This is a genomic window from Cellulosimicrobium cellulans (assembly GCF_016907755.1).
GTDB lineage: Bacteria > Actinomycetota > Actinomycetes > Actinomycetales > Cellulomonadaceae > Cellulosimicrobium > Cellulosimicrobium cellulans_D.
The window spans coordinates 1,086,670-1,106,946 of sequence record NZ_JAFBCN010000001.1 but is presented as its reverse complement, the minus strand read 5'-3'; the positions used below and the strand labels follow the sequence as shown (position 1 = coordinate 1,106,946).

Here is a 20,277-nt window from a genome sequence, read left to right as displayed (position 1 = left end):
CCCGGGGCCGTCCGGAGTTCCTCGTCACGGCGCGACGGCGCGCAGCCGCTCGCGCAGGTAGCGGACCGCCGGGGCGTCGGTCATGGTGGCGCGCCACACGACCGTCACCGGACGGGTCGGGACAGGCTCGCGCACGGGCACGGCGACGACGTCGGCGGGCAGGGGGCCGCGACCGAGCCGCGGGACGAGCGCGACGGCGAGGCCCTGCGCCACGACCTCGACCTGCGACGCGAACTCGAGGCACCGGAAGTCGATGCGCGGGACGCGCGGCTCGCGCGCGAACATGTGGCAGAACCACTCGTAGCAGATGGTGCCGTCGGGCGTGCAGACCCAGGTCTCGTCGAGCAGGTCGGCGGGCGTGAGCGTGGACCTCCCGGCGAGGGGGCTCGACGCGTGCACGAGCACGTCGGCCTCGTCGCGGAAGAGCTCCTCGGCCCGCAGGCTCGGGGGCAGCGCGAGGCCGACACCCTCCCAGTGGTGGACGAGCGCGAGGTCGAGCGTCCCCGCCGCGACGGCCGCGACGGCGTCCCACGGCTCAGCCTCCTCGACGACGAGCCGCAGGTCGGGGACGTCGTCGCGCACCCGTGCGACGAGCGGCGCGACGACGCCGCGCACCGCCGTCGAGAACGACCCGAGGCGCACGGTCCCCGTCGGCCGGGCGCCCGCGTCGTGCAGGCGGGCGCGCAGCGACTCGACCTGCTCGCGCAGCGCGCGGCCCTCGTCCACCACGCGCCGGCCGGCGGCGGTGAGGACGACCCCGCGCCCCTCGCGGTCGAGCAGGCGCGCGCCGAGGTCGCGCTCCAGGCGCTTGACCTGCTGCGAGACGGCGGACGGCGTGTACCCGAGGTCGCGCGCGGCGCCGTGGACGCTCCCCGTGCGCTCGATCGCGATGAGCGCGCCGACGGCCGAGAGGTCGATCATCGCGCGGCCCGACGACGGACGGCGGTCGTGCGGGCGGGCTGCCGGACGGCGGGTGCGGCGCACTCCGCGGGGCCGGTGCGCGCGGGGTCGGAGCTCACCGCGCCACGGTAGCGCGGCGCGCGCGACCTCGTTCCCGAGCCGGCGACGAGCGGGTCGGTGCGGGGTGCTCCCGCCGCCCAGACCGTTCCGGCATAATACCCGGAGGGGTATTCGACAGGAGGCGCGCACCATGACCCGACCCGCCCAGGACGCCGTCGCCGACCCGCGACCGCGGGACCCCGGGACCGCGCGCACAGAACCTGGGGGCACGCCCCGCGGGCGGCTCCGGCCCGACCGGCGCCGCGCCGTCGCCACCGCAGCGCTCACCGCGCCCGTGGGCGCGCTGCTGGTCGTCGCCGGCGGCGGCTGGGACCCGCTCCGGGCTCCGGTCTGGACCGCGGTCGTGCTGGTCGCCGCCGTCGTCGGAGCGAGCACGCTGGCGACCTTCGTCCCCCGCCGCGGCGAGAGCTGGCGGTCGGCGCTCGGCTGCGGGCCGTGCGCGGCGGTCGGCGCCCTCACGGTCCTGCTCGCCGCCTGGCTCGTCGAGACGACCCCGCACGGCCTCGCGGCGGCGGCGGCCGGACTGGGCGCCGTCGTGGTCGGGCGCGTGCACCGGCGCGTGTCGGTGCAGGCTTCCTGCCCGGTCCCGTGAACCGCTGACAACCCTGCACGATCCGCACCGAGAACCATGCACGACCGTGCGCTGGACGTGCACGATGCCGAAGGCGCACCCTCGTACCCATGCCCCTGCGCTCGTCCCTCCTCGCCCTCCTCGTCGCCGTCGTCTGGGGCGTGAACTTCGTCGTCATCGACCTCGGCCTCGGTGACATGCCGCCGACGCTCTTCGTCGCCCTGCGCTTCCTCGTCGTGCTCGTCCCCGCGATCTTCCTCGTCCCGCGACCCCGCGCGCGGTGGCGGGACGTGCTGCTCGTCGGCGCGTTCATGAGCCTCGGCCAGTTCGGCCTCCTCTACACCGCGCTCGCGCTCGGCATGCCCGCCGGCCTCGCGTCGCTCGTGCTCCAGGCGCAGGTCGGGCTCACCGTGCTGTTCGCCGCCGCGACGCTGCGCGAGGTGCCGACGCGGTCGCAGCTCGTCGGCGTGCTGGTCGGCGCCGCCGGGCTCGTCGTCGTCGGCGTGGGTCGCAGCGCGTCGACGCCGGCGCTCGCGTTCGTCGTGACGCTCGCCGCCGCGGCGTCGTGGGCGGTCGGGAACGTCGTCGCCCGGCGCGCCGGGAGCCGCCAGGCCCTTCCCTCGGCGGACCAGGGCTCGACGTCACGGCGGCCCGGGCTGGAGGGGCTGTCGATGACCGTGTGGTCGGCGCTCGTCGTGCCCCTCCCCATGCTGGGCCTGTCGCTCGCGCTCGACGGGCCCGACGCCGTCGGGCACGCGCTCACGCACCTCACGCTCGCGCCCGTCCTGTCGACCCTGTACACCGCGTGGCTCGCGAGCCTCGTGGGCTACGGGATCTGGAACACGCTGCTCGCGCGGCACCCGGCGTCCGCGGTCGTGCCGTTCACGATGCTCGTGCCGCCGGTCGGGATGCTGGCCGCGTGGGTCGTGCTCGACGAGGTGCCGAACGCGGCCGAGCTGCTGGGCGGCGTCGTGCTCCTGCTGGGCGTCGCGACGACGACGGGCGTGCTGCGCCGACGTCCACGTCACGCCACGAGCGCACGCCCGGGGTCCGCCGAGCCCGGGGTCGCTCCCCACCCGCCGGCCGACCTGGGGAGCGACCCCGTGCTCGGCAGCCCGGAGGCGACACGCGCCCGTTCGCGCTGACAGGAGGCAGCGGCCGGGGGTTCCATGGAGGTCCGGGATGTCCGAGACGCGAGGGAGCCTCTCATGAGCCAGACCGAGGGTCGTACGGAGGAGCGGCAGCAGCCGGAGCTCAAGCGCGTGATGGGGCCCAAGCTGCTGCTCCTGTTCATCGTCGGGGACATCCTCGGCACGGGCGTGTACGCGCTGACAGGGCAGGTCGCGGGCGAGGTCGGCGGGGCGGCGTGGCTGCCGTTCCTGCTCGCGTTCGTGGTCGCGACGATCACCGCGTTCTCCTACCTTGAGCTCGTCACCAAGTACCCGAGCGCCGCCGGCGCGGCGCTGTACACGCACAAGGCGTTCGGCATCCACCTGCTGACGTTCGTCGTCGCGTTCATGGTCATGAGCTCGGGCATCACGTCCGCGTCGACGGCGTCCAACGCGTTCGCCGGGTTCGTCTCCGACGGGTTCGGGCTGGCGCTCCCGACGGGCGGCGACGGCAGGCTCCTCATCGCGCTCGGCTTCATGGCCCTCGTCGCGCTCGTCAACTTCCGCGGCGTCGGCGAGAGCGTCCGGGCGAACGTCGTGCTGTCGCTCGTCGAGCTGTCCGGCCTGCTGCTCGTGATCTTCGTCGGGCTGTGGGCGACGACGCAGGGCCGCGCCGACTTCTCGCGCGTCGTCGTGTTCGAGAGCGCGGACGACAAGAGCGTGTTCCTCGCCGTGACCGCCGCGACGACGCTCGCGTTCTTCGCCATGGTCGGGTTCGAGGACTCGGTGAACATGGCCGAGGAGTGCAAGAACCCCGTGCGCGACTTCCCCCGCATGATGCTCACCGGGCTGTCGGTCACCGGCGCGATCTACGTGCTCGTCGCGATCACCGCCGTCGCGCTCGTCCCCGTCGGCGACCTCGTCGACGACTCGAAGGGCTCCGCGCTCACGCAGGTCGTCGCGGCGGGGGCGCCGAACCTGCCGTTCGACACGATCTTCCCCTTCATCGGCATGTTCGCCGTCGCGAACTCGGCGCTCATCAACATGCTCATGGCGTCGCGCCTGCTCTACGGCATGGCGAACCAGGGCGTGCTGCCGCGCGCGTTCGGCCAGGTGCACCCGTTCCGCCGCACGCCGTGGGTCTCGATCCTCGTGACGACGGCCATCGCCTTCGCGCTCATCGTCTACGTGGTGCGGCAGTCGGGGACCGAGTCGGGCACCAACGCGATCGCGCTGCTCGGCGGGACGACGTCGCTGCTCCTGCTCGTCGTGTTCACGATCGTCAACATCGCGCTCCTCGTGCTGCGCCGCGACCGCGTGGACCACCAGCACTTCCGCACCCGCACCTGGCTCGCGGTCCTCGGTGCGCTCACGTGCGCGTACCTCGCCGGCCCGTGGGCGCGCAGCGCCGAGCAGCAGGAGCAGTACGTCATCGCGGGCGCGCTCGTCGGCCTGGGGATCCTGCTCTCGTTCGTCACGTGGCTGTACAACCGCTCGGTGCGGCACCGTCAGATCGCGTTCTCCGACGTCTCCCGCCTCGAGGACGAGGTCCCGGACGACTCCGACGACGACGGCAGGTCCCGCTGAGCGACGACGTCCGCCCGGGGCCGTGAGCCTCGGGCGGACGTCGTGCGCAGCCTCAGGTCGAGCGCTGGCGCGTGCGGAACGCCTGCGTCGCGAGCCAGCCCATGACGACCGCCGCGAGCGCGAGCAGCCCGAGACGGCCCCACACCACGCCCCAGTCGGGCGACGCGGCGAGCGCCTCGCGCCCCGCGACGACGGCCCAGTCGAACGGGTTGTACCGCGCGACGTCGGACACCCAGTCCGCGGACAGCCGCGTGTCCATCACGGCGGACGACAGGAACATGAGCGGCAGCGTGATGAGCTGCGAGATGCCGATGAGCGCCTCCTGCTGCCCGGTGAGCAGGGCCATCGCGTTGCTCAGCGCCGAGAACAGCGCCGTGAGCAGCACGACCGCGAGCAGCAGCGCGAGGACGCCGAGCGTCGTCTCGCCCGGCGTGCTGCCGAACCGCGCCCCGCACAGCCACGCGACCGCGAGGACGACGAGGGCCTGCCCGACCGCGATGACGGCCTGGTAGATCATCGTCGACGCCATGAGCGCGCCGCGCGACGCCGGGGACGTGAGGAAGCGGTCCATGACGCCGCGGTCCATGTCCTGCACGTACGACGTGCCGGCCCACGCGGCGCCGAACATCGCCGTCATCATGACGACGCCCGGCGTGATGAACTCGAGGTACGTCCCGCCCGTGGAGAAACCGGGGATCTCGACGACGGCCTGGAAGAGCTGGCCGAACAGCAGCAGCCAGATCATCGGCTGCACGAGGTTCATGACCATGAACACGGGGATGCGCGCGCCCTGGCGCAGCGCCCGGGCGGTGAGCAGCCCGGTGTGCACGACGGCGGTCATGCGGCCACCCCCTCGGTCGTCGCGTCGAGATCGCGGCCGGCCTCGGCCGGTTCGGCGGACTGGGCCGCTGCGAAGGTGCGGCCGGTGTGCCGCAGGTACACGTCGTCGAGGCTCGGGCGCGCGAGCGTCGCGGACGCGACGGGCAGCCCCGCCGCGTCGAGCGCGGTGAGGACGGCGGGCAGCGCGACGGCGCCCGAGTCGGCCCGGGCGCGCAGGGTGCGGCCCTCGACGTGCACGTCGCGGACGCCCGCGCAGGCACGCACCGCGTCGGTGACGCGCGCCGCGAGGGCGGTCGCGCCGTCGGGCACGGCAGCTGCCGTCCCGGGCGCGAGCTCGACGACGATGCCGTCGCCGCGCAGCTCGTCCTTCAGCGCGTCGGGGGTCCCCGCGACGGCGACGCGGCCGTGGTCGACGATCGCGAGGTTCGCGGCGAGGCGGTCGGCCTCCTCGAGGTAGTGCGTGGTGAGGAGGATCGTCATGCTCTCGCGCGCCGTCATGCGCTCGATCTCGGCCCACATCTCGGCGCGCGCCTCCGGGTCGAGCCCGGTCGTCGGCTCGTCGAGGAACAGGACCTGCGGCCTGTGCACGATGCCCATCGCGACGTCGAGCTTGCGCGCCATGCCGCCGCTGTACGTCTTCACGAGGCGGTCGGCCGCGTCCGCGAGGGAGAACCGGTCGAGCAGCTCGGTCGCCCGGGCGTGGGCGGCGCGCGCGCCGAGGCCCTGGAGCCGGCCCGCGAGGACGAGGTTCTCGCGTCCGGAGTCCATGGGGTCGGTCACGGGCTTCTGCGCGACGTACCCGATCGCGCGCCGCACGCGCTCGGGGTGGCGGGCGACGTCGATCCCCGCGACGGTCGCCGTGCCGGAGTCGGCGCGGCTGAGCGTCGTGAGGATCTTGGCCGTCGTCGACTTGCCCGCCCCGTTGGGGCCGAGCAGCGCGAACACGGTGCCCGCGGGGACGGCGAACGACAGGCCGTCGAGCGCGTGCACGGGCGGGCGGCCGCGGCCGCCCGGGTAGGTCTTGCGCAGGTCGACGGCGGCGATCGCCGTCTCCCGCGCGCGGGTGGTGGTGGGCACGATGGGGCTCCTTGTGTCGGGAGCCGTCTCGCCGGGGGTGGTCCCTCCCGCGCGGCTAGCATGGGAGGGCCCTGGGTGACTGTTGACGCAGCGGTTCTGTCGGTTCCGGCGGGACGACTCGGGCTCGGTGGTCCGGATGTTGGCGCATCCGGGCCACCACTCTTTCTCCGTCCGGCACGCGCCCGGTCGGGCGCGCCCCGGTGGTCTCAGGGGGTGGGGTCGGCGGGCAGGTGCCGGCGCACGACCTCCTCGATCTCCTCGGGCGAGGCGCCCGCGGCGCGCAGGCGCGCCATCTCGGCCCAGCCGTCCTGGCCGCCGACCTCGCCCGCCTCCAGGCGTGCGGCGAACCGGTCGATCCACGTGCGCTCCGCGCGGAGCATGGCCAGCCGGTAGTCGGCCTCGACGAGGAAGAGCTCCGGCAGCCCGGCTGCCGCGGCGCCGGTGAGCCCGGCGTCGCGCGTGCGGATCTCGTTGTCCAGCGACGCGAGGCGCGCACGCAGGAGCGCCGCGACCTCCTCCGGCGAGAGCATCGCGATGAGCGACAGCCCGGCCTCGACGTCCGGGTACTCCTTGGACGGCACCGCCAGCAGCTCGCGCAGCCACGCGGCCGCCTCGACCTTGCCCGCCTCCGTGATCTCGTAGACGACGCGCTCGGGCCGGTTGCCCTCGCGCTCCGAGTGCGACGGCGTGATGAAGCCGTGCTTCTCGAGCGACTTGATGACGGAGTACAAGGAGCCGAAGTTGAGCCGGATGCTGTCGTCCTTGCCCCGCTCGCGCAGGGTCGTCGTGATCTCGTACGGGTACATGGGTCGCTCGGCGAGGCTCGCGAGCACCGCGAGCGCGAGCGGGTTGGACACAGGACGACGGGACATCGCTCACCTCCAAATACTTGATCTAGAATATTCGATCCAGATCACTCGTGCAAGACTCCCTCCACGGCAGCCGAACGGGGGGTTGTGGCCCGTCCGGGCGCTGGGATGGGCGACATCCACATGCTCGGCGCGCCGGATCGCATGCTCGACAGAACGGCAGGGGGCTGTGGCGGTCGTCGGGCGGTCGTCGCGCATGATGGGTCCATGCAGACCCGCGTCGCCGCCTACGCCGTGATCGTCCGCGAGGACGGGAGGATGCTCCTCCCCCACTGGAGCGAGGGCGACCACGGCGGCTGGACCCTGCCCGGCGGCGGCATCGACCCCGGGGAGCACCCCGAGGCCGCGGCCGTCCGCGAGGTGCGCGAGGAGACCGGCTACGACGTCGAGCTCGACGGCCTGCTCGGCGTCGACAGCATCGTGGTCGACGCCGCGGCCCGGCTGCGCCCCGAGGACCGCGACCGGGCGCTGCACGCGATCCGCATCGTCTACCGCGCCCACGTGGTGGGCGGCGAGCTGCGCGTCGAGGAGGACGAGTCGACCGACGACGTCGGCTGGTTCACGCCCGACGAGGTCGACGCGCTCCAGCGGGTGGGGCTCGTCGACCTCGCCCGCCGCTGGGCCGGCCTGCTTCCCGTGTCGTCGTGACCCGGCCCGGCCGCGCCGGAGCGCGGCGCCGGCCTCGTCCGACGGTGCGACCCCTCGCCGCCGGCGTCCTGATGCTCGTCGTCCTCGCGGGGTGCACGCCCGACGGCGGGGCGTCCGCGCCGAGCCCCGGCACCGTCACGACGACGCGGGCGGACGGCACGTCCGGCGAGCCCGACGAGGACGGCACGGCAGACGCCGGTGGCGACACGACCGCGGCGCCCGAGGTCGTGCGGGTGCCCGTGGGTCCAGCGACGGTCGAGATCGCGGCGCCGGCGCTCGTTTCCACCGCGGCGGACGGCGGTGCTCCGGCAGCGGCTGTCTCGGCAGGCGACGAGGGCGCGTCGAACGTCGCGCTCGTGCTCACCGACGCCCCGGCTCTGGTCTCGGTCGAGGCCGGGTCGCTCGTGCGCCACCCGGACGGCACCCTGACGGTCCTGGACGACGCCGGCACGCCCGTCGGCGGGCTCGACGCCCCCCGCGTCGTCGGTCCGCACGGTGAGGACCGGGCCGAGGGCACGGCCGGCGCCGACGGGACGGACGACGAGGCATCGGCCGGACCGACCGCAGCCGGCGCTCCCGGGGTGCGGGTCGTGCTCCTCGACGCGCACCGCGCGGAGGTGACGCTCGTGCCCGCGGCAGGGACGTCGTCGGGCACGTCGCCGGACACCTCGTCCGGTCCCGACGGGACGAGCGGCGCGCCGCGGACCCTCGCGGGGGACGCGAGCGGGACGGGGACGGCCGACGACGCAGGCGCGACGGGCGCCGGCCCGGCCGCAGCCTGGGACGTCGTCGTGACGCTCGGCACGCAGGCGGTGCGGAGCGCCGACTGGGGCGAGCGCGAGGGCGGGCGGTCGCTCGCGGTCGACGCGACCGCGTGGGCGCGCGCCGCGGGCCGGGCGGGCCAGGAGCTCGTCTGGGCGCAGGTGCTCGCGGCGGAGCCGGAGGCCGACACTCCGACGATGCACGACCAGCTCGTGTGCCACGCCGTCGGCGCCCCGGACAAGGCGACGTGGAACCTCGAGCCGTGGCGGCCCGACGTCGGGCTGCTCGCCACGATGGCGGCGCGCTGCAACCCGACCTGACCGGCAGCGCCCGTACCGCGCCGAGCACGACGTCGCGCGCCGTCGAGCACGAGGTTCGTGTCGTTCTCGCCCTCAGAACGGCAGCAACCCCGTGCTCGGCGGGGGGACGGGGGGCGGGGGGCCGGGGGGACGGGGGCGGGGACGGCAACGGCCCGGGCGGCACGAACGGCTGGTGGACGTCGTGCTGCCCGGGCCTGACCCTCGGCGGCGGTACCGCTCCGCTGCAGTGCCGAGGACGTTCCGGGGACGGGCCGGTCAGCGACCGGTCGCGAACCTCAGCGGGCCTGCGGGCCGCCCTTCGCGGCCTTGCGCAGCGACTTCTCGCTGCGCGGCTCGTCGCCGCTCGCGCGCAGGCGGCGATAGTGGTCGCGCGCCTCGTCCTGGCGCTCCTTCTCGATGCCGGTCGCGATCGTCGCGCGCAGGTGCTCGGGGCCGTAGCCCCACGCGTCGACGAGGTCCTGCGCGTGGGGGCGCAGCCGGTCGATGAGGCGGTCCAGGTAGCTCGTGACCGTCCGTGCGCGCTGCGTCGAGAGACGGCCGTTGAGCAGGTACCACGCGAGGTGGCGCTCGACCAGGCTCAGGCCGAACAGGTCCCGCACGGTCGTGAGGACCTCGCGCGTGCCGGCGTCCTCGATCGTCTCGAGCGCCCGCGTGAACGCCTCCCAGCGCAGCAGCTCCGCGTGGGCGCGGGCGGCCTCGACGAGCTCGACCTGGTGGGCGTTGAACAGGTTCGTCGCGGTCTCCGGGTCGGCCTTCTGCGCGGGGCGCAGGGCCTGCGCGACGTCGGCGACCATCGTCTCGACCCGGTCGGTGAGCAGCGCGCGCTGCGTCTCGGGGTCGCGCAGGTGACCCGCGGCGCGGCGCGGGTCGCCGACGTCCGCGAGCGCCTGCGCGGCCCGCTTGAGCGGCGTGCGGTGCAGGGCCATGTCGCCCGCGCGCTCGACGACGACGCGCGCCATCTGACCCGGCGTGATGCCCTTGAACTGCTTGCCGTAGTCGGCGAGCAGGCGCTTGGCGACGAGCTGGAGCAGGACCGTGTTGTCGCCCTCGAACGTCGCGTAGACGTCGAGGTCCGCGCGCAGGCTCGTGATGCGGTTGGCCGTGATGAACCCCGCACCGCCGCACGCCTCGCGCGTCTCCTGGAGCGTGTCGAGCGCGAACCGGGTGCTCGTCGCCTTGAGCGCGGCCGCCGTCGTCTCGAGGTCCTCGCGCTGCTCCGGGGTGTCCTCCTCGCCGGAGAACACCGAGTGGAACAGGTCGAGCAGGCGGTCGTGCGCGAAGTGCGCGGCGTACGTCTCCGCGATCGGCACGATGAGGCGCCTCTTGTGCGTGCCGTAGTCGAGGAGCACGACCTCCTCGGTCGCGCTCGCCCCGGTGAACTGGCGGCGCTCGTTGGCGTACCGCACGGCGATGGCGAGGCCGAGCTTCGACGCGGTGACCGCGGCGCCGTCGAGCGACACGCGCCCCTGCACGAGCGACCCGAGCATCGTGAAGAACCGGCGGCCCGGGCTCTCGATCGGGCTGGAGTACGTGCCGTCCGCGTCGACCGAGCCGTAGCGCGCGAGCAGGTCGGCGCGCGGGATCCGCACGTGGTCGAAGTGCAGGCGGCCGTTGTCGATGCCGTTGAGCCCGCCCTTCTGCCCGTCGTCCTCGCCGCCGACGCCGGGCAGGAACGGCAGACGGCCGAGCTCGTCGCGCTCGCCCGCGGTGTCGCGGATCGGCACGTAGAACGCGTGCACGCCGTGGTTGACGTTCTTCGTGATCAGCTGCGCGAACACGACCGCCGCGACGCCGTGCACCCCCGCGTTGCCGAGGAACTCCTTCCACGCCCCGCGGAACGGGGTGTGGACGACGAACTCCTCGGTCTCCGGGTCGTAGGTCGCCGTGGTGCCGATGCTCGCGACGTCGGACCCGTGGCCGATCTCCGTCATCGCGAACGCGCCGGGCACCGAGAGGTCCATGGCGCCCGGGAGGAGGCGGTCCTGCTGCTCGGGCGTACCGAGGTGCAGGATCGCCGCACCGAACAGGCCCCACTGCACGCCCGCCTTGATCTGGAGCGACGGGTCGGCCGCGACGAGCTCCTCGAACCCGGCGAGGTTGCCGCCCGCGTCGTCCGCGCCGCCGAGGCGCTCGGGGTACCCGCGCCAGACCTGCCCCTTGCCGACGAGCAGGCGCATCTGCTCCAGCACGCGCTCGCGGTGCTCGCGCAGGGTCAGGCCCTCGATGCGCTGGAACGCCTCCTCGCCCGCGGTGGCGCGCGCCGTCGCGCGCAGGTCGGCCCACCGGCCGAGCAGGAGCTTCTCGAGGGAGGCGACGTCGACGCGGGCGTCGCCCTGCGACGTCGCGCTCGCGTCACCCGTGGTCGACGCGCGCTGTGCGAGGGCGGGACGGTCGGACGTGGCGGTCATGGGATCTCCTTGAGTTCTGAGGCGGTCGCCGGGTGCTCAGGGTGGCCGGTGACGGGGCGGACGCCGTCGCGACGGGTCGCGGGCGACGTGCGCCGGTCGTCGTGGGAGCGGGGGGTGCCCGGGTTGTGGGAGAGGACGCCGACGGGCCCGGCCCAGAGCCAGGCGGCGACGCGCTCGGTGAGCTGCTCGCGGTCGGGGACGTCAGCCCGGTCGCGGTGGCCGAGCCACCACTCCCCGGCACCCCGCACGAACCCGACGGCGCCCGCGGCCCAGGCCGCGGCGTCGGTGGGAGAGACGTCGGTGACGCGCGCGAACGGCTCGGCGACCAGCTCGATCACCGAGTCGAGGAACGCCGCGAGCGGTGCACGGCTCGCGCCGGCCGTCCCGTTCGTGAGCCCGCTCGCGGCGAGCTGCGCGGCGGGCTCCTCCGTCCCCGCGACGGCGCTCGTCCGGGTGACGAAGTAGTAGACGTTGGGCGAGCTCTCGATCATCTCGAGGTAGACGCCGACCATCGCGCGCAGCGCACGCTTGGGCGTCTCGGCCGACTCGGCGGCCTGGGTCAGCGCGTCGTGCATCTGCCCCACGACGGCGGAGCCGAGCGCGACCTGCAGGCCGGTCTTGTCGTCGAAGTAGCGGTAGATGATCGACTTCGACGTCCCCGACGCCGCCGCGATCTCGTCCATGGAGACCCCGGGGCCTCCGCGGTGCACGGCCTTGCTCGCCGCCCGGATGAGCTCCGCGCGGCGTGCCGCCCGGTGCTCGTCCCAGCGGGTCGACCGTCCGTCCACCGCCGCGCCCGGCTGCACCCGCCCTCGGGTGACCGGCCGCGCGTCGGCACCTGCGTTCACGTCGTCCTCCGTTGCGCCCGACCTCGATGTCGTCGGTGCCTGGTCCTCCGGCACCGCGTCGGGGCAGGGCACGGCCCTGTGACCCGACTCACGAAACCGAGAGTATCAGGTACTCTTGGTATTGGACACCAGCCGGCCCTCTCCCTCGCCTCCGCGCGGCATCGACTGCGGCATCGCCGTCGAACTCGTGCAGAGGCTCCCTCCCCGGGCCGGGACCGACGCAGCGCAGCGAGCACGGACAGGAAGTGAGGCACAGTGGCCAACCGCACCAGCCCCCGCCAGACCCCCGAGCAGTCCTCCGCGAGGGCCCCCGAGCAGGCTCCCGAGACGAGCACCCCCGGCGCCCCCCGCGACGCCTGGGTCGTGGGCGGGAACCGCATCCCGTTCGCCCGCGCGGGCAAGAAGTACTCCTCGGCGAGCAACCAGGAGATGTTCACGGCCGCGCTCGACGGCCTCGTCGCGCGCTTCGGACTCCAGGGCGAGCGGCTCGGCGAGGTCGTCGGTGGCGCCGTGCTCAAGCACTCGCGCGACTTCAACCTGGTCCGCGAGTCCGTGCTCGGCTCGTCCCTCTCCCCCGAGACCCCCGCGTACGACCTCCAGCAGGCGTGCGCGACCGGCCTCGAGGCGACGATCGCCGTCGCGAACAAGATCCGCCTCGGCCAGGTCGAGTCGGGCGTCGCGGGCGGGTCCGACACGGTCTCCGACGCGCCGATCGCCGTGAGCGAGGGCCTGCGCCGGGCGCTGCTCGAGGCGAGCCACGCCAAGACGTTCGGCCAGCGCGTCAAGGCGTTCACCAAGGTGCGCCCCTCCGACCTCGCGCCCCTGACCCCCGCGACGGACGAGCCGCGCACCGGCCTGTCCATGGGCGAGCACCAGGCGATCACGACGGCGCGCTGGGGCATCTCCCGCGAGGCGCAGGACGAGCTCGCGCTCGCGAGCCACGAGCACCTCGCGGCCGCGTGGGACGCCGGCTTCTTCGACGACCTCGTCACCCCGTTCCGCGGGCTCGTGCGCGACGACAACCTCCGTACGGACTCGTCGCTCGAGAAGCTCGCCGCGCTCAAGCCGGTGTACGGCAAGCGCCTCGCGGGCAGCGCCGACGGCGCCGAGCCGACCATGACGGCGGGCAACTCGACCCCGCTGACCGACGGCGCGTCCACGGTCCTGCTCGCGTCCGCCGAGTGGGCCCGCGAGCGCGACCTCCCGCTGCTCGCGCGCGTCGTCGACGCCGAGACCGCGGCCGTCGACTTCGTGCACGGTCACGAGGGCCTGCTCATGGCACCGGCCCACGCCGTCCCGCGCCTGCTCGCGCGCAACGGCCTCGCGCTCGGCGACTTCGACCTCTACGAGATCCACGAGGCGTTCGCCTCCACCGTGCTCACGACCCTCAAGGCGTGGGAGGACGACGAGTACTGCCGCACCGAGCTGGGTCTCGACGGCGCGCTCGGGTCGATCGACCGCTCGCGCCTCAACGTCAACGGGTCCTCGCTCGCCGCGGGCCACCCGTTCGCCGCGACCGGTGGCCGCATCGTCGCGACGGCGGCCAAGCTCCTCGCCGCGAAGACCGCCGAGACCGGCGCGCCCGCGCGGGCGCTGATCTCCGTGTGCGCCGCGGGAGGCCTCGGCGTCGCCGCGATCCTCGAGTCGGTCCCCACCACGGACCCCGCGACCGACGCCCCCGCCTGACGGCCCGACGACCCGAGAGGAACCACCGTGACCGACTCCTACGTCCAGGCCGTCAACTCCGGCTTCACGAAGACGCTCGCCAAGAAGCTCGGCCTCCCGCGCCCCGCGGTCCTGCGCCGCTTCCACGCGGGCGACCCGCTCACCGTCGGGCCCGTGCTCGTGCTCGGCGGCACGCCCGGCGTGCGGGACGACGCCGACCGCGTGGCCGAGGCCCTGCTCGCCTGGGACCTCGACGTCCGCCAGACCCCGGACGACACGACCCGCTGGGGCGCGGTGGTCGTCGTGCTCAGCGGGATCGAGCGTCCTGAGGACGCGTCCGCGCCCGTCCTGGCGCTCTCCGCGTCGCTCCGGCGGCTCGCGCCGAACGGCCGCGTCGTGACGATCTCGCGCGCCCCCGCCGACGCCGACTCCCCCGAGCTGGCCGCCGTCCGCGAGGGTGTCGACGGGTTCCTGCGCTCCGTCGCCAAGGAGCTCCGCTACGGTGCCACCGGCAACGGCATCCAGGTCACCGACGACGCCCCCGTCGACAGCCCGAGCGTCCTCGCGACGCTCCGCTTCTTCCTGTCCGCCAGGTCCGCGTTCGTCGACGGCCAGCTCCTCCGTGTCGGCGCGAGCACGCCGTCGGACCTGGGCGCTGCCCCGCGCGAGGGCTCTACCTCGTCGGACCAGGGCTCTGCCTCGGCAGGTGAGACGGGCGCCGGCCCGATCCAGGGCCCGAGCCTCGACCGGCCGCTCGCCGGCAAGGTCGCCGTCGTGACCGGCGCGGCGCGCGGCATCGGCGCGCAGGTCGCCCGGACGCTCGCGCGCGACGGCGCGAAGGTCGTCGTGGTCGACGTGCCCGCGGCGGGCGAGGCGCTCGCGAAGGTCGCGAACGAGATCAAGGGCACGGCGCTGCAGCTCGACGTGACCGCCGACGACGCGGGCGCGCGCATCCTCGAGCACGCCCGCGCGCGGCACGGCGGGCTCGACGTCCTCGTGCACAACGCCGGGATCCTGCGCGACAAGCTGCTCGCCAACATGTCCGCGGACAAGTGGGACGCCGTGATCGCGGTGAACCTCGCCGCGCAGCTCCGCATCACGGAGTACCTGCTCGGCGCGAACGGGTTCTCCTCCGCGCCGCGCATCGTCTCGCTCGCGTCGACGAGCGGCATCGCCGGCAACCGCGGCCAGTCGAACTACGCCTTCTCGAAGGCGGGCGTCATCGGGCACACGCGCGCGTTCGCGCGCCTGCTCGCGGCGCCAGGCGGGCCCGGCGGCACGGCGAACGCCGTCGCGCCGGGGTTCATCGAGACGGACATGACGGCGTCGATCCCGTTCGTCCAGCGCGAGGTCGCGCGCCGCGTCGCGTCGCTCCAGCAGGGCGGCCAGCCCGTGGACGTGGCCGAGGCGATCGCGTTCCTCGCGTCGCCCGGGGCCGCGGGCGTCAACGGGCAGGTGCTGCGCGTGTGCGGGCAGAACGTGGTGGGCCGGTGACCGCCGCACCCACGTCGACCGACGGCGCCGCTGCCACTCCTGCCGGAACCCCTCCCGCGCGCGTCGAGACGCTGCCCGCGATCCCGGGGCTCGGCGGCCTGTACGTGCGCGGAGTCGCGGCGTCGGGCCGGATCGCAGCGGCGCACCGGCTCCCCGGGGGTGGCGGCCGACGCGACCTCGCGCTGCCCGACGTCACCTACCGCGTCGCGGGCGTGCCGACGGGCGACGCCGCCGCACCCGGCCACGTGGGCAGCGCCGCGCACCTCGCGCGGTACGCGCGCCTCGTGGGCGAGGCGCCCTCGGAGGTGCTGCCCGCCGGGTACCTGCACGTGCTCGGCTTCCCCCTCGCGACGGCCGTCATGGTCCGGACCGACTTCCCGCTGCCGCTGCTCGGCATGGTGCACCTCGCGAACTCGGTGTCCGTGCTGCGTCCGGTGCGGCTCGGGGACACGCTCGAGGTGCGCGCCTGGGCCGAGCGGCTGCGTCCGCACCGGCGCGGGGTCCAGGTGGACCTCGTGACCGAGGTCTCCGTCGAGCGCACCGACGAGGAGCGCGCTTCCGGGACCGGCCTGCCGGCGACGACGCTCGCCTACCGGGGCGTCTCGACGTACCTCGCGAAGGGCGTCACGCTCCCCGGCGACCCGGCGGACGAGGACGGCACGGCGGCGTCGGGCACCGAGGCGTTCGTCCCCCCGCTCCCGACGGCGCGCTGGGCCCTCGGCCCGGCGACCGGTCGCGCGTACGCGGCCGTCTCCGGCGACCGGAACCCCATCCACACGTCGGGGCTCGGCGCCAAGGCGTTCGGGTTCCCGCGCGCCATCGCGCACGGGATGTACACCGCCGCGCGGGCGCTCGCCGAGGCGGGGCCACGCCGTGGCGACGCGTACGACTGGACGGTGTCGTTCGCGAAGCCGGTCCTGCTGCCGAGTACGGTCGACGTGGCCCTGCGCCCCGCGGGCGACGTGCCCGCCGCGGTGCGGGACGCCGTCGGGCAGGTCGCCCCCGCAGTGCCCGACGGCGCGGGTGACCCGACGACGGGCGTCGTCTACCAGGCGTGGGACGGCAAGGGCCGGTTGCACCTCGTGGGCCGGATCACGCCCCGCTCCTGACGAGTCGCGTCGCCGCCCGGGCCGACCGGCGCGCCTGCCGGACGGCCCGGGCGTGGTCGCGCACGTCACTCCTCAGCGCGACGCGCACCGACGCGATGTCGACCGCGGCCACGCACAGCATTCCGGGCAGGACGGCGAACCAGTAGGCGATCGCCGCCGGAGTCAATAGCGGGCTCCACACGACGGCGCCGACGCACATGGCACCGCTGACCCCGCTGGCGCCGACGAGCACGTGTCGGGCGCTCCAGGCGCTCGTCATCATTCCGCCCAGCACGATCTGCACGAGTCCGAGCGCGCCGACATTCAGGACGAGCCAGGCCAGGCCGTCGGGCTGCGGACCGTCCCCCGCAGAATCCATGACCATGACCACGAGGAGCATGGCTAGCGCAACCCCCGTGCTCGCGAGCACGGCGAGCCCGAAGTACACCACGACGGTCCCGGCGCGATGGACCGACCACGGAGCGGGGGGCAGATCGGCGCGCACCCGTGGTGCGCGCGGTCGCGGTCGCACCCTGTTCTGCCAGTCCCAGACGGGCTCGGGCGGTTCGTGGTGCATGGCGTGCGGCCCCCTTCGTCGACGACCCCGGGCAACGGGGCCCGTCGCACGCTAGTGGCGCACGGACCTCCCCGAGACGTTGTCCACAGGCCCCGTCCGCCCATCGCCCCGGAGGGCGTCGAGGCGCGCGAGCAAGCCGTCGCGGACGGCCGGCCACTCGTCGAGGAGGATCGAGAAGTAGGCCGTGTCCTGGCGCGACCCGTCGGGCGCGACACGGTGGCTGCGGAGCACTCCCTCGGGAACGGCGCCCAGGCGCCGGATCGCCCCGATCGAGCGGCTGTTGCGCGCGTCCGCCCGCAGCGCGACGCGCGACACACCCAGGTCCTCGAACGCGTGGCGCAGCAGCAGGTACTTGCAGGCCGGGTTGGTCACGCCGCCCCACCACTCGCGTGCGTAGAACGTCGAGCCGAGCTCGATCCGGCCCTGGGAGGGCACCCACTCGTAGAGGGACGTCGACCCGCGGACGACGTCGGCGCCGTCGGGCGCGCCGTCCGACGCGGCGCTCGACCCCGAGCCGACGACCGCGAACGCGAGCCGGCCGGGGGCGGCGACGGCGTCGCGGACGTACCGGGTCATCGCGTCCGTCCCGCTCGGCACGCGGCTGGACATTCCGGCCCAGATGCCGTCGTCGACGAGCGCGCCGAGCGCGGGAGCGTGGCTGTCGTCGAGCGGGACGAGGCGGACGCCGAAGCCTTCGAGGGTGGTCTCGTGCTGCACCCGCACATCCCACCACAACCGTGGGTGCCCGACCGCGTGCGAGCGACCGGGGCCGTGCCTACGGTCGACGAGTACCGACGAGAGGAGCACTCATGGGACTCGGAGACAAGGCCAAGCACGCCGCCGAGGAGGCGGGCGGAAAGCTCAAGGAGGGCGCGGGCAAGCTCACGGACAACGAGCGGCTCGAGGCAGAGGGCAAGAAGGACCAGGCGAAGGCCGACATCAAGCAGGCGGGCGACGACGTCAAGGACGCGTTCGACCGCTAGTCCCTGCCCCTGACCTGCTCGCGAGGGCTCCGCTCCGGCGGGGCCCTCGCGGCGTACCGGGCCGGACGGCGGTCCCGGTACCGCCGTCCGGCCCGGGTCTCCGGCGACAGGCCTACGACGCGGCGAGCGGCAGCGGGACCACCGGGTGCGCCGGGGCGAGCACGGGCACGACGCGCGGCGCGTTGATCCGCTCCAGGAGGCCGACCTCGACGGTGGGCCACTCGGGCGCGAGGATCGAGAACATCACGGAGTCGGCGCGCGTCCCGTCGGGCGCGGTGCGGTGGCCGCGCATGACGCCCTCCTCGTACGCGCCGAGGCGGCGCATGGCCCCGAGCGAGCGGGTGTTGCGCGTGTCGACGCGGAAGCCGACGCGGTGCACGTCCCACGTCTCGAACGCGTGCCGCAGCAGCAGCCACTTGGTCACGGGGTTGACGAGGCTCCCCCACGTCGAGCGGGCGTAGAACGTCCGGCCCACCTCGACCCGGCGGTCGACGAGCGACAGGTCGCGGAACGCCGTGCTGCCGAGCACGTCGCCCGGAGCCCCGTCGGGTCCTGCGGCGCGCACGACGAAGCCCGTCAGGTCGGGCGCGGCGCGCGTCGCGGCCACCAGCTCGGCCATCCCCGCGACCCCGAAGGGCATGGGGATGCTCATGCCTGACCACATCGCCTCGTCGACGAGGCCGGCCAGTGTCTCAGCGTGCTCCAGGGCCAACGGCTCCAGCCGGAAACCGTGCCCCGAGAGGACGACGTCGTGCAGCACAGCGCATATCAGAGCACACGCGGACGACGCCGCCAAGAGGGTCCGGCGACGCGGTGGACAACGCTCGTCGACACTCGGGTGAACAACGGCCCGAGTGGTTGCGAGAGAGCGACGCCCGCCCGAAGGAGCGAGCTCCGGTGCCTCGACACGGCGCCACGTCGCTCTCTCGGCGGGAGGTCGCTGTCTCGCCGTCAGACGGCGGGGCCGCACCCCGCGGCGTCGGCGAGGAAGCCCGCCGCGGCGGTCGCGAAGAGGCCCTCCAGACCGGAGCCCGCGGGCACCGGGCGCGGGTCGTCGGCGACGGCCCAGCAACCGTCGACGACCTCGTACCGCGTCGTCGGCCCCTGCTCCACGTACGACCGCACGGCCTCGACGAGCCGGACGACGTCCGCACCCGTCGTCCCGACACCGACGGACGCGCGGATCGCGCCCGCGTCGTACCCGAGGCGCGCGAGCAGCGGGTGCGCGCAGAAGCGACCGTCGCGCACGCCGATGCCGTGCTCGGCGGAGAGGTACGCCGCGACGAGGCCGGGGTCGTGACCCTCGACGGAGAAGGTGACGACACCGACCGGGTCGACGGCGTCGTCCCAGACCCGCACGACGCGCACGCCCGGGACCGCCTCGAGGCCCTCGACGAGGGCGGCGCGGAGCGCCGCCTCGTGGGCGTGCAGGTCGGCCGGGTCGAGCGCGGCGAGCGCGTCGCACGCGGCCGCGAGCGCCGCGGCGCCCACGACGTTCGGCGACCCTGCCTCGTGGCGCGCGGGCGCCGTCTGCCACTGCGTCCCCGTGACGGCGACCTGCCGCACCGCGCCGCCTCCGGCGAGGTACGGCATGCCCGCGTCGAGCCAGTCGCGACGGCCCACGAGCGCGCCCGCGCCGAACGGCGCGTACGTCTTGTGGCCGGAGAACGCGACGTAGTCGACCCCGGAGTCCGCGAGGGAGAACCCGCGGTGCGGGACGAGCTGGGCGCCGTCGAGGACGACGCGCGCCCCGGCGTCGTGCGCGACCCGCACGACGTCCGCGACGGGCAGCGACTCGCCCGTGACGTTCGACGCGCCGGTCACGGCGACCAGGGCGTACGGGAAGCGCGCGAGCTCCGTGCGCAGGCCGGACAGCGTCTCCGCGACGGACGCGCCGCCGGCGAGGACCGTCGCGCCGCCCGCGCGCTGCCACGGGAGCAGGTTCGCGTGGTGCTCGACGTCGAGGACGAGCACGCGCCCGGGCGTCCCGTCCGCGTTGGCCGGGACGCAGCCCGCGAGCAGGTTGAGCGAGTCGGTCGTGTTGCGCGTGACGACCGTGACGTCGTCCTCGCGTGCACCGACGAAGGCGCCGATCGTGCGGCGCGACGCCTCGTAGAGCGCCGTGGAGACCTGCGACAGGTAGCCAGCGCCGCGGTGCACGCTCGCGTAGAGCGGCAGCACCTCGGTCACGCGGTCCGCGACGGAGCGCAGGGCCGGGGCCGAGGCCGCGACGTCGAGGTTCGCGTAGGGGACGCTGCGGCCGTCGACGAGCGGCACGAGCGTGTCCGCCCCGACCACGGGCAGGAGCGCGGGCGCGTCGGCGACCGCCGCGAGATCCGGCGCCGTCGAGAGGTCGGTCGGACACGAGACGTCGGCGAGAGCAGTCATGGCACAGTCCTCCGAGGGCGGTC

The 20,277-nt window shown here is 74.8% G+C and carries 19 protein-coding genes; 9 read left to right on the top strand and 10 right to left on the bottom strand.

Annotation, left to right across the window (positions count from 1 at the left end; genetic code table 11):
- Positions 1-24: 24 nt before the first annotated feature.
- Positions 25-921 (bottom strand): LysR family transcriptional regulator, encoded by an 897-nt coding sequence (locus JOE63_RS04780; RefSeq protein WP_204539565.1) that lies wholly within the window; start codon positions 919-921, stop codon positions 25-27.
- Positions 922-1,150: 229 nt separating this feature from the next.
- Here JOE63_RS04780 and JOE63_RS04775 point away from each other — a divergent pair, with 229 nt between their 5' ends.
- From JOE63_RS04775 to JOE63_RS04765, 3 genes are all read left to right on the top strand, one after another.
- Complete coding sequence (locus JOE63_RS04775) at positions 1,151-1,612, top strand: hypothetical protein (RefSeq protein WP_087470959.1); 462 nt, start codon at positions 1,151-1,153, stop codon at positions 1,610-1,612.
- Positions 1,613-1,701: 89 nt separating this feature from the next.
- Positions 1,702-2,736: an EamA family transporter gene (locus JOE63_RS04770; RefSeq protein WP_204539562.1), complete on the top strand. Its 1,035-nt coding sequence runs from the start codon at positions 1,702-1,704 to the stop codon at positions 2,734-2,736.
- A 63-nt stretch (positions 2,737-2,799) separates the two neighbouring features.
- Positions 2,800-4,287: an APC family permease gene (locus tag JOE63_RS04765; protein ID WP_204539559.1), complete on the top strand. Its 1,488-nt coding sequence runs from the start codon at positions 2,800-2,802 to the stop codon at positions 4,285-4,287.
- Between the two features lie 52 nt (positions 4,288-4,339).
- Here JOE63_RS04765 and JOE63_RS04760 read toward each other — a convergent pair whose 3' ends face one another.
- The 3 genes from JOE63_RS04760 to JOE63_RS04750 form a co-directional block, all read right to left on the bottom strand.
- Positions 4,340-5,128 carry an ABC transporter permease gene (locus tag JOE63_RS04760; protein WP_087470956.1) on the bottom strand — a complete coding sequence of 263 codons (789 nt, stop codon included), beginning with the start codon at positions 5,126-5,128 and terminating at the stop codon, positions 4,340-4,342.
- Positions 5,125-6,204, bottom strand: a complete 1,080-nt coding sequence (locus JOE63_RS04755; protein WP_204539556.1) for an ATP-binding cassette domain-containing protein — start codon at positions 6,202-6,204, stop codon at positions 5,125-5,127. Before JOE63_RS04755 ends, JOE63_RS04760 begins: the two co-directional genes overlap by 4 nt.
- 206 nt (positions 6,205-6,410) lie before the next feature.
- A complete protein-coding gene (locus JOE63_RS04750; RefSeq protein ID WP_087470955.1) occupies positions 6,411-7,076 on the bottom strand; it encodes a PadR family transcriptional regulator in 666 nt (221 codons plus the stop codon).
- Positions 7,077-7,280: 204 nt separating this feature from the next.
- Between JOE63_RS04750 and JOE63_RS04745 the strand changes: the two genes are divergently transcribed.
- Together JOE63_RS04745 and JOE63_RS04740 are read left to right on the top strand one after the other, a co-directional pair.
- Positions 7,281-7,721, top strand: coding sequence for an NUDIX hydrolase (locus JOE63_RS04745; protein ID WP_204539553.1), 441 nt, complete (start codon positions 7,281-7,283; stop codon positions 7,719-7,721).
- Between the two features lie 44 nt (positions 7,722-7,765).
- Positions 7,766-8,803: a DUF2599 domain-containing protein gene (locus JOE63_RS04740; protein ID WP_307839933.1), complete on the top strand. Its 1,038-nt coding sequence runs from the start codon at positions 7,766-7,768 to the stop codon at positions 8,801-8,803.
- A gap of 275 nt (positions 8,804-9,078) precedes the next feature.
- Here the strand turns inward: JOE63_RS04740 and JOE63_RS04735 are convergent, their stop codons facing one another.
- A complete protein-coding gene (locus JOE63_RS04735) occupies positions 9,079-11,211 on the bottom strand; it encodes an acyl-CoA dehydrogenase family protein (protein ID WP_204539550.1) in 2,133 nt (710 codons plus the stop codon).
- Positions 11,208-12,059, bottom strand: coding sequence for a TetR/AcrR family transcriptional regulator (locus tag JOE63_RS04730; RefSeq protein ID WP_244286022.1), 852 nt, complete (start codon positions 12,057-12,059; stop codon positions 11,208-11,210). The genes JOE63_RS04735 and JOE63_RS04730 overlap by 4 nt, the downstream gene beginning before the upstream one ends.
- Positions 12,060-12,314: 255 nt before the next feature.
- On the opposite strand from JOE63_RS04730, the gene JOE63_RS04725 reads away from it, so the two are divergent.
- Genes JOE63_RS04725 through JOE63_RS04715 form a run of 3 tightly spaced genes read left to right on the top strand, consistent with a single transcriptional unit; the run spans position 12,315 to position 16,327 of the window.
- Positions 12,315-13,745 (top strand): acetyl-CoA C-acetyltransferase, encoded by a 1,431-nt coding sequence (locus JOE63_RS04725; RefSeq protein ID WP_204539547.1) that lies wholly within the window; start codon positions 12,315-12,317, stop codon positions 13,743-13,745.
- Positions 13,746-13,772: 27 nt separating this feature from the next.
- A complete protein-coding gene (locus JOE63_RS04720; protein ID WP_087470952.1) occupies positions 13,773-15,218 on the top strand; it encodes a 3-oxoacyl-ACP reductase in 1,446 nt (481 codons plus the stop codon).
- Positions 15,215-16,327, top strand: a complete 1,113-nt coding sequence (locus JOE63_RS04715) for a MaoC/PaaZ C-terminal domain-containing protein (RefSeq protein WP_087470951.1) — start codon at positions 15,215-15,217, stop codon at positions 16,325-16,327. Before JOE63_RS04720 ends, JOE63_RS04715 begins: the two co-directional genes overlap by 4 nt.
- On the opposite strand, the gene JOE63_RS04710 is transcribed toward JOE63_RS04715, so the two are convergent.
- Together JOE63_RS04710 and JOE63_RS04705 are read right to left on the bottom strand one after the other, a co-directional pair.
- Positions 16,311-16,706 carry a hypothetical protein gene (locus JOE63_RS04710; RefSeq protein ID WP_204539544.1) on the bottom strand — a complete coding sequence of 132 codons (396 nt, stop codon included), beginning with the start codon at positions 16,704-16,706 and terminating at the stop codon, positions 16,311-16,313. The two genes, JOE63_RS04715 and JOE63_RS04710, sit on opposite strands and share 17 nt — an antisense overlap.
- Positions 16,707-16,934: 228 nt before the next feature.
- Positions 16,935-17,600 (bottom strand): GNAT family N-acetyltransferase, encoded by a 666-nt coding sequence (locus JOE63_RS04705; protein WP_087472729.1) that lies wholly within the window; start codon positions 17,598-17,600, stop codon positions 16,935-16,937.
- Between the two features lie 92 nt (positions 17,601-17,692).
- Here JOE63_RS04705 and JOE63_RS04700 point away from each other — a divergent pair, with 92 nt between their 5' ends.
- A complete protein-coding gene (locus JOE63_RS04700; RefSeq protein WP_087470949.1) occupies positions 17,693-17,866 on the top strand; it encodes a CsbD family protein in 174 nt (57 codons plus the stop codon).
- Between the two features lie 112 nt (positions 17,867-17,978).
- Here the strand turns inward: JOE63_RS04700 and JOE63_RS04695 are convergent, their stop codons facing one another.
- Entirely contained in the window at positions 17,979-18,626 is a 648-nt protein-coding gene (locus JOE63_RS04695) for a GNAT family N-acetyltransferase (RefSeq protein ID WP_087470948.1), read from the bottom strand.
- 191 nt (positions 18,627-18,817) lie between these two features.
- Complete coding sequence (locus JOE63_RS04690; protein ID WP_204539541.1) at positions 18,818-20,254, bottom strand: aminotransferase class V-fold PLP-dependent enzyme; 1,437 nt, start codon at positions 20,252-20,254, stop codon at positions 18,818-18,820.
- Between the last annotated feature and the right edge of the window lie 23 nt (positions 20,255-20,277).

What these genes read in the sequence shown, in the direction of transcription:
- JOE63_RS04780 (WP_204539565.1), bottom strand. Translation starts at nt 921, where the DNA reads ATGATCGACCTCTCGGCCGTCGGCGCGCTCATCGCGATCGAGCGCACG.
- JOE63_RS04775 (WP_087470959.1), top strand. Translation starts at nt 1,151, where the DNA reads ATGACCCGACCCGCCCAGGACGCCGTCGCCGACCCGCGACCGCGGGAC.
- JOE63_RS04770 (WP_204539562.1), top strand. Translation starts at nt 1,702, where the DNA reads ATGCCCCTGCGCTCGTCCCTCCTCGCCCTCCTCGTCGCCGTCGTCTGG.
- JOE63_RS04765 (WP_204539559.1), top strand. Translation starts at nt 2,800, where the DNA reads ATGAGCCAGACCGAGGGTCGTACGGAGGAGCGGCAGCAGCCGGAGCTC.
- JOE63_RS04760 (WP_087470956.1), bottom strand. Translation starts at nt 5,128, where the DNA reads ATGACCGCCGTCGTGCACACCGGGCTGCTCACCGCCCGGGCGCTGCGC.
- JOE63_RS04750 (WP_087470955.1), bottom strand. Translation starts at nt 7,076, where the DNA reads ATGTCCCGTCGTCCTGTGTCCAACCCGCTCGCGCTCGCGGTGCTCGCG.
- JOE63_RS04745 (WP_204539553.1), top strand. Translation starts at nt 7,281, where the DNA reads ATGCAGACCCGCGTCGCCGCCTACGCCGTGATCGTCCGCGAGGACGGG.
- JOE63_RS04735 (WP_204539550.1), bottom strand. Translation starts at nt 11,211, where the DNA reads ATGACCGCCACGTCCGACCGTCCCGCCCTCGCACAGCGCGCGTCGACC.
- JOE63_RS04710 (WP_204539544.1), bottom strand. Translation starts at nt 16,706, where the DNA reads ATGCTCCTCGTGGTCATGGTCATGGATTCTGCGGGGGACGGTCCGCAG.
- JOE63_RS04700 (WP_087470949.1), top strand. Translation starts at nt 17,693, where the DNA reads ATGGGACTCGGAGACAAGGCCAAGCACGCCGCCGAGGAGGCGGGCGGA.
- JOE63_RS04690 (WP_204539541.1), bottom strand. Translation starts at nt 20,254, where the DNA reads ATGACTGCTCTCGCCGACGTCTCGTGTCCGACCGACCTCTCGACGGCG.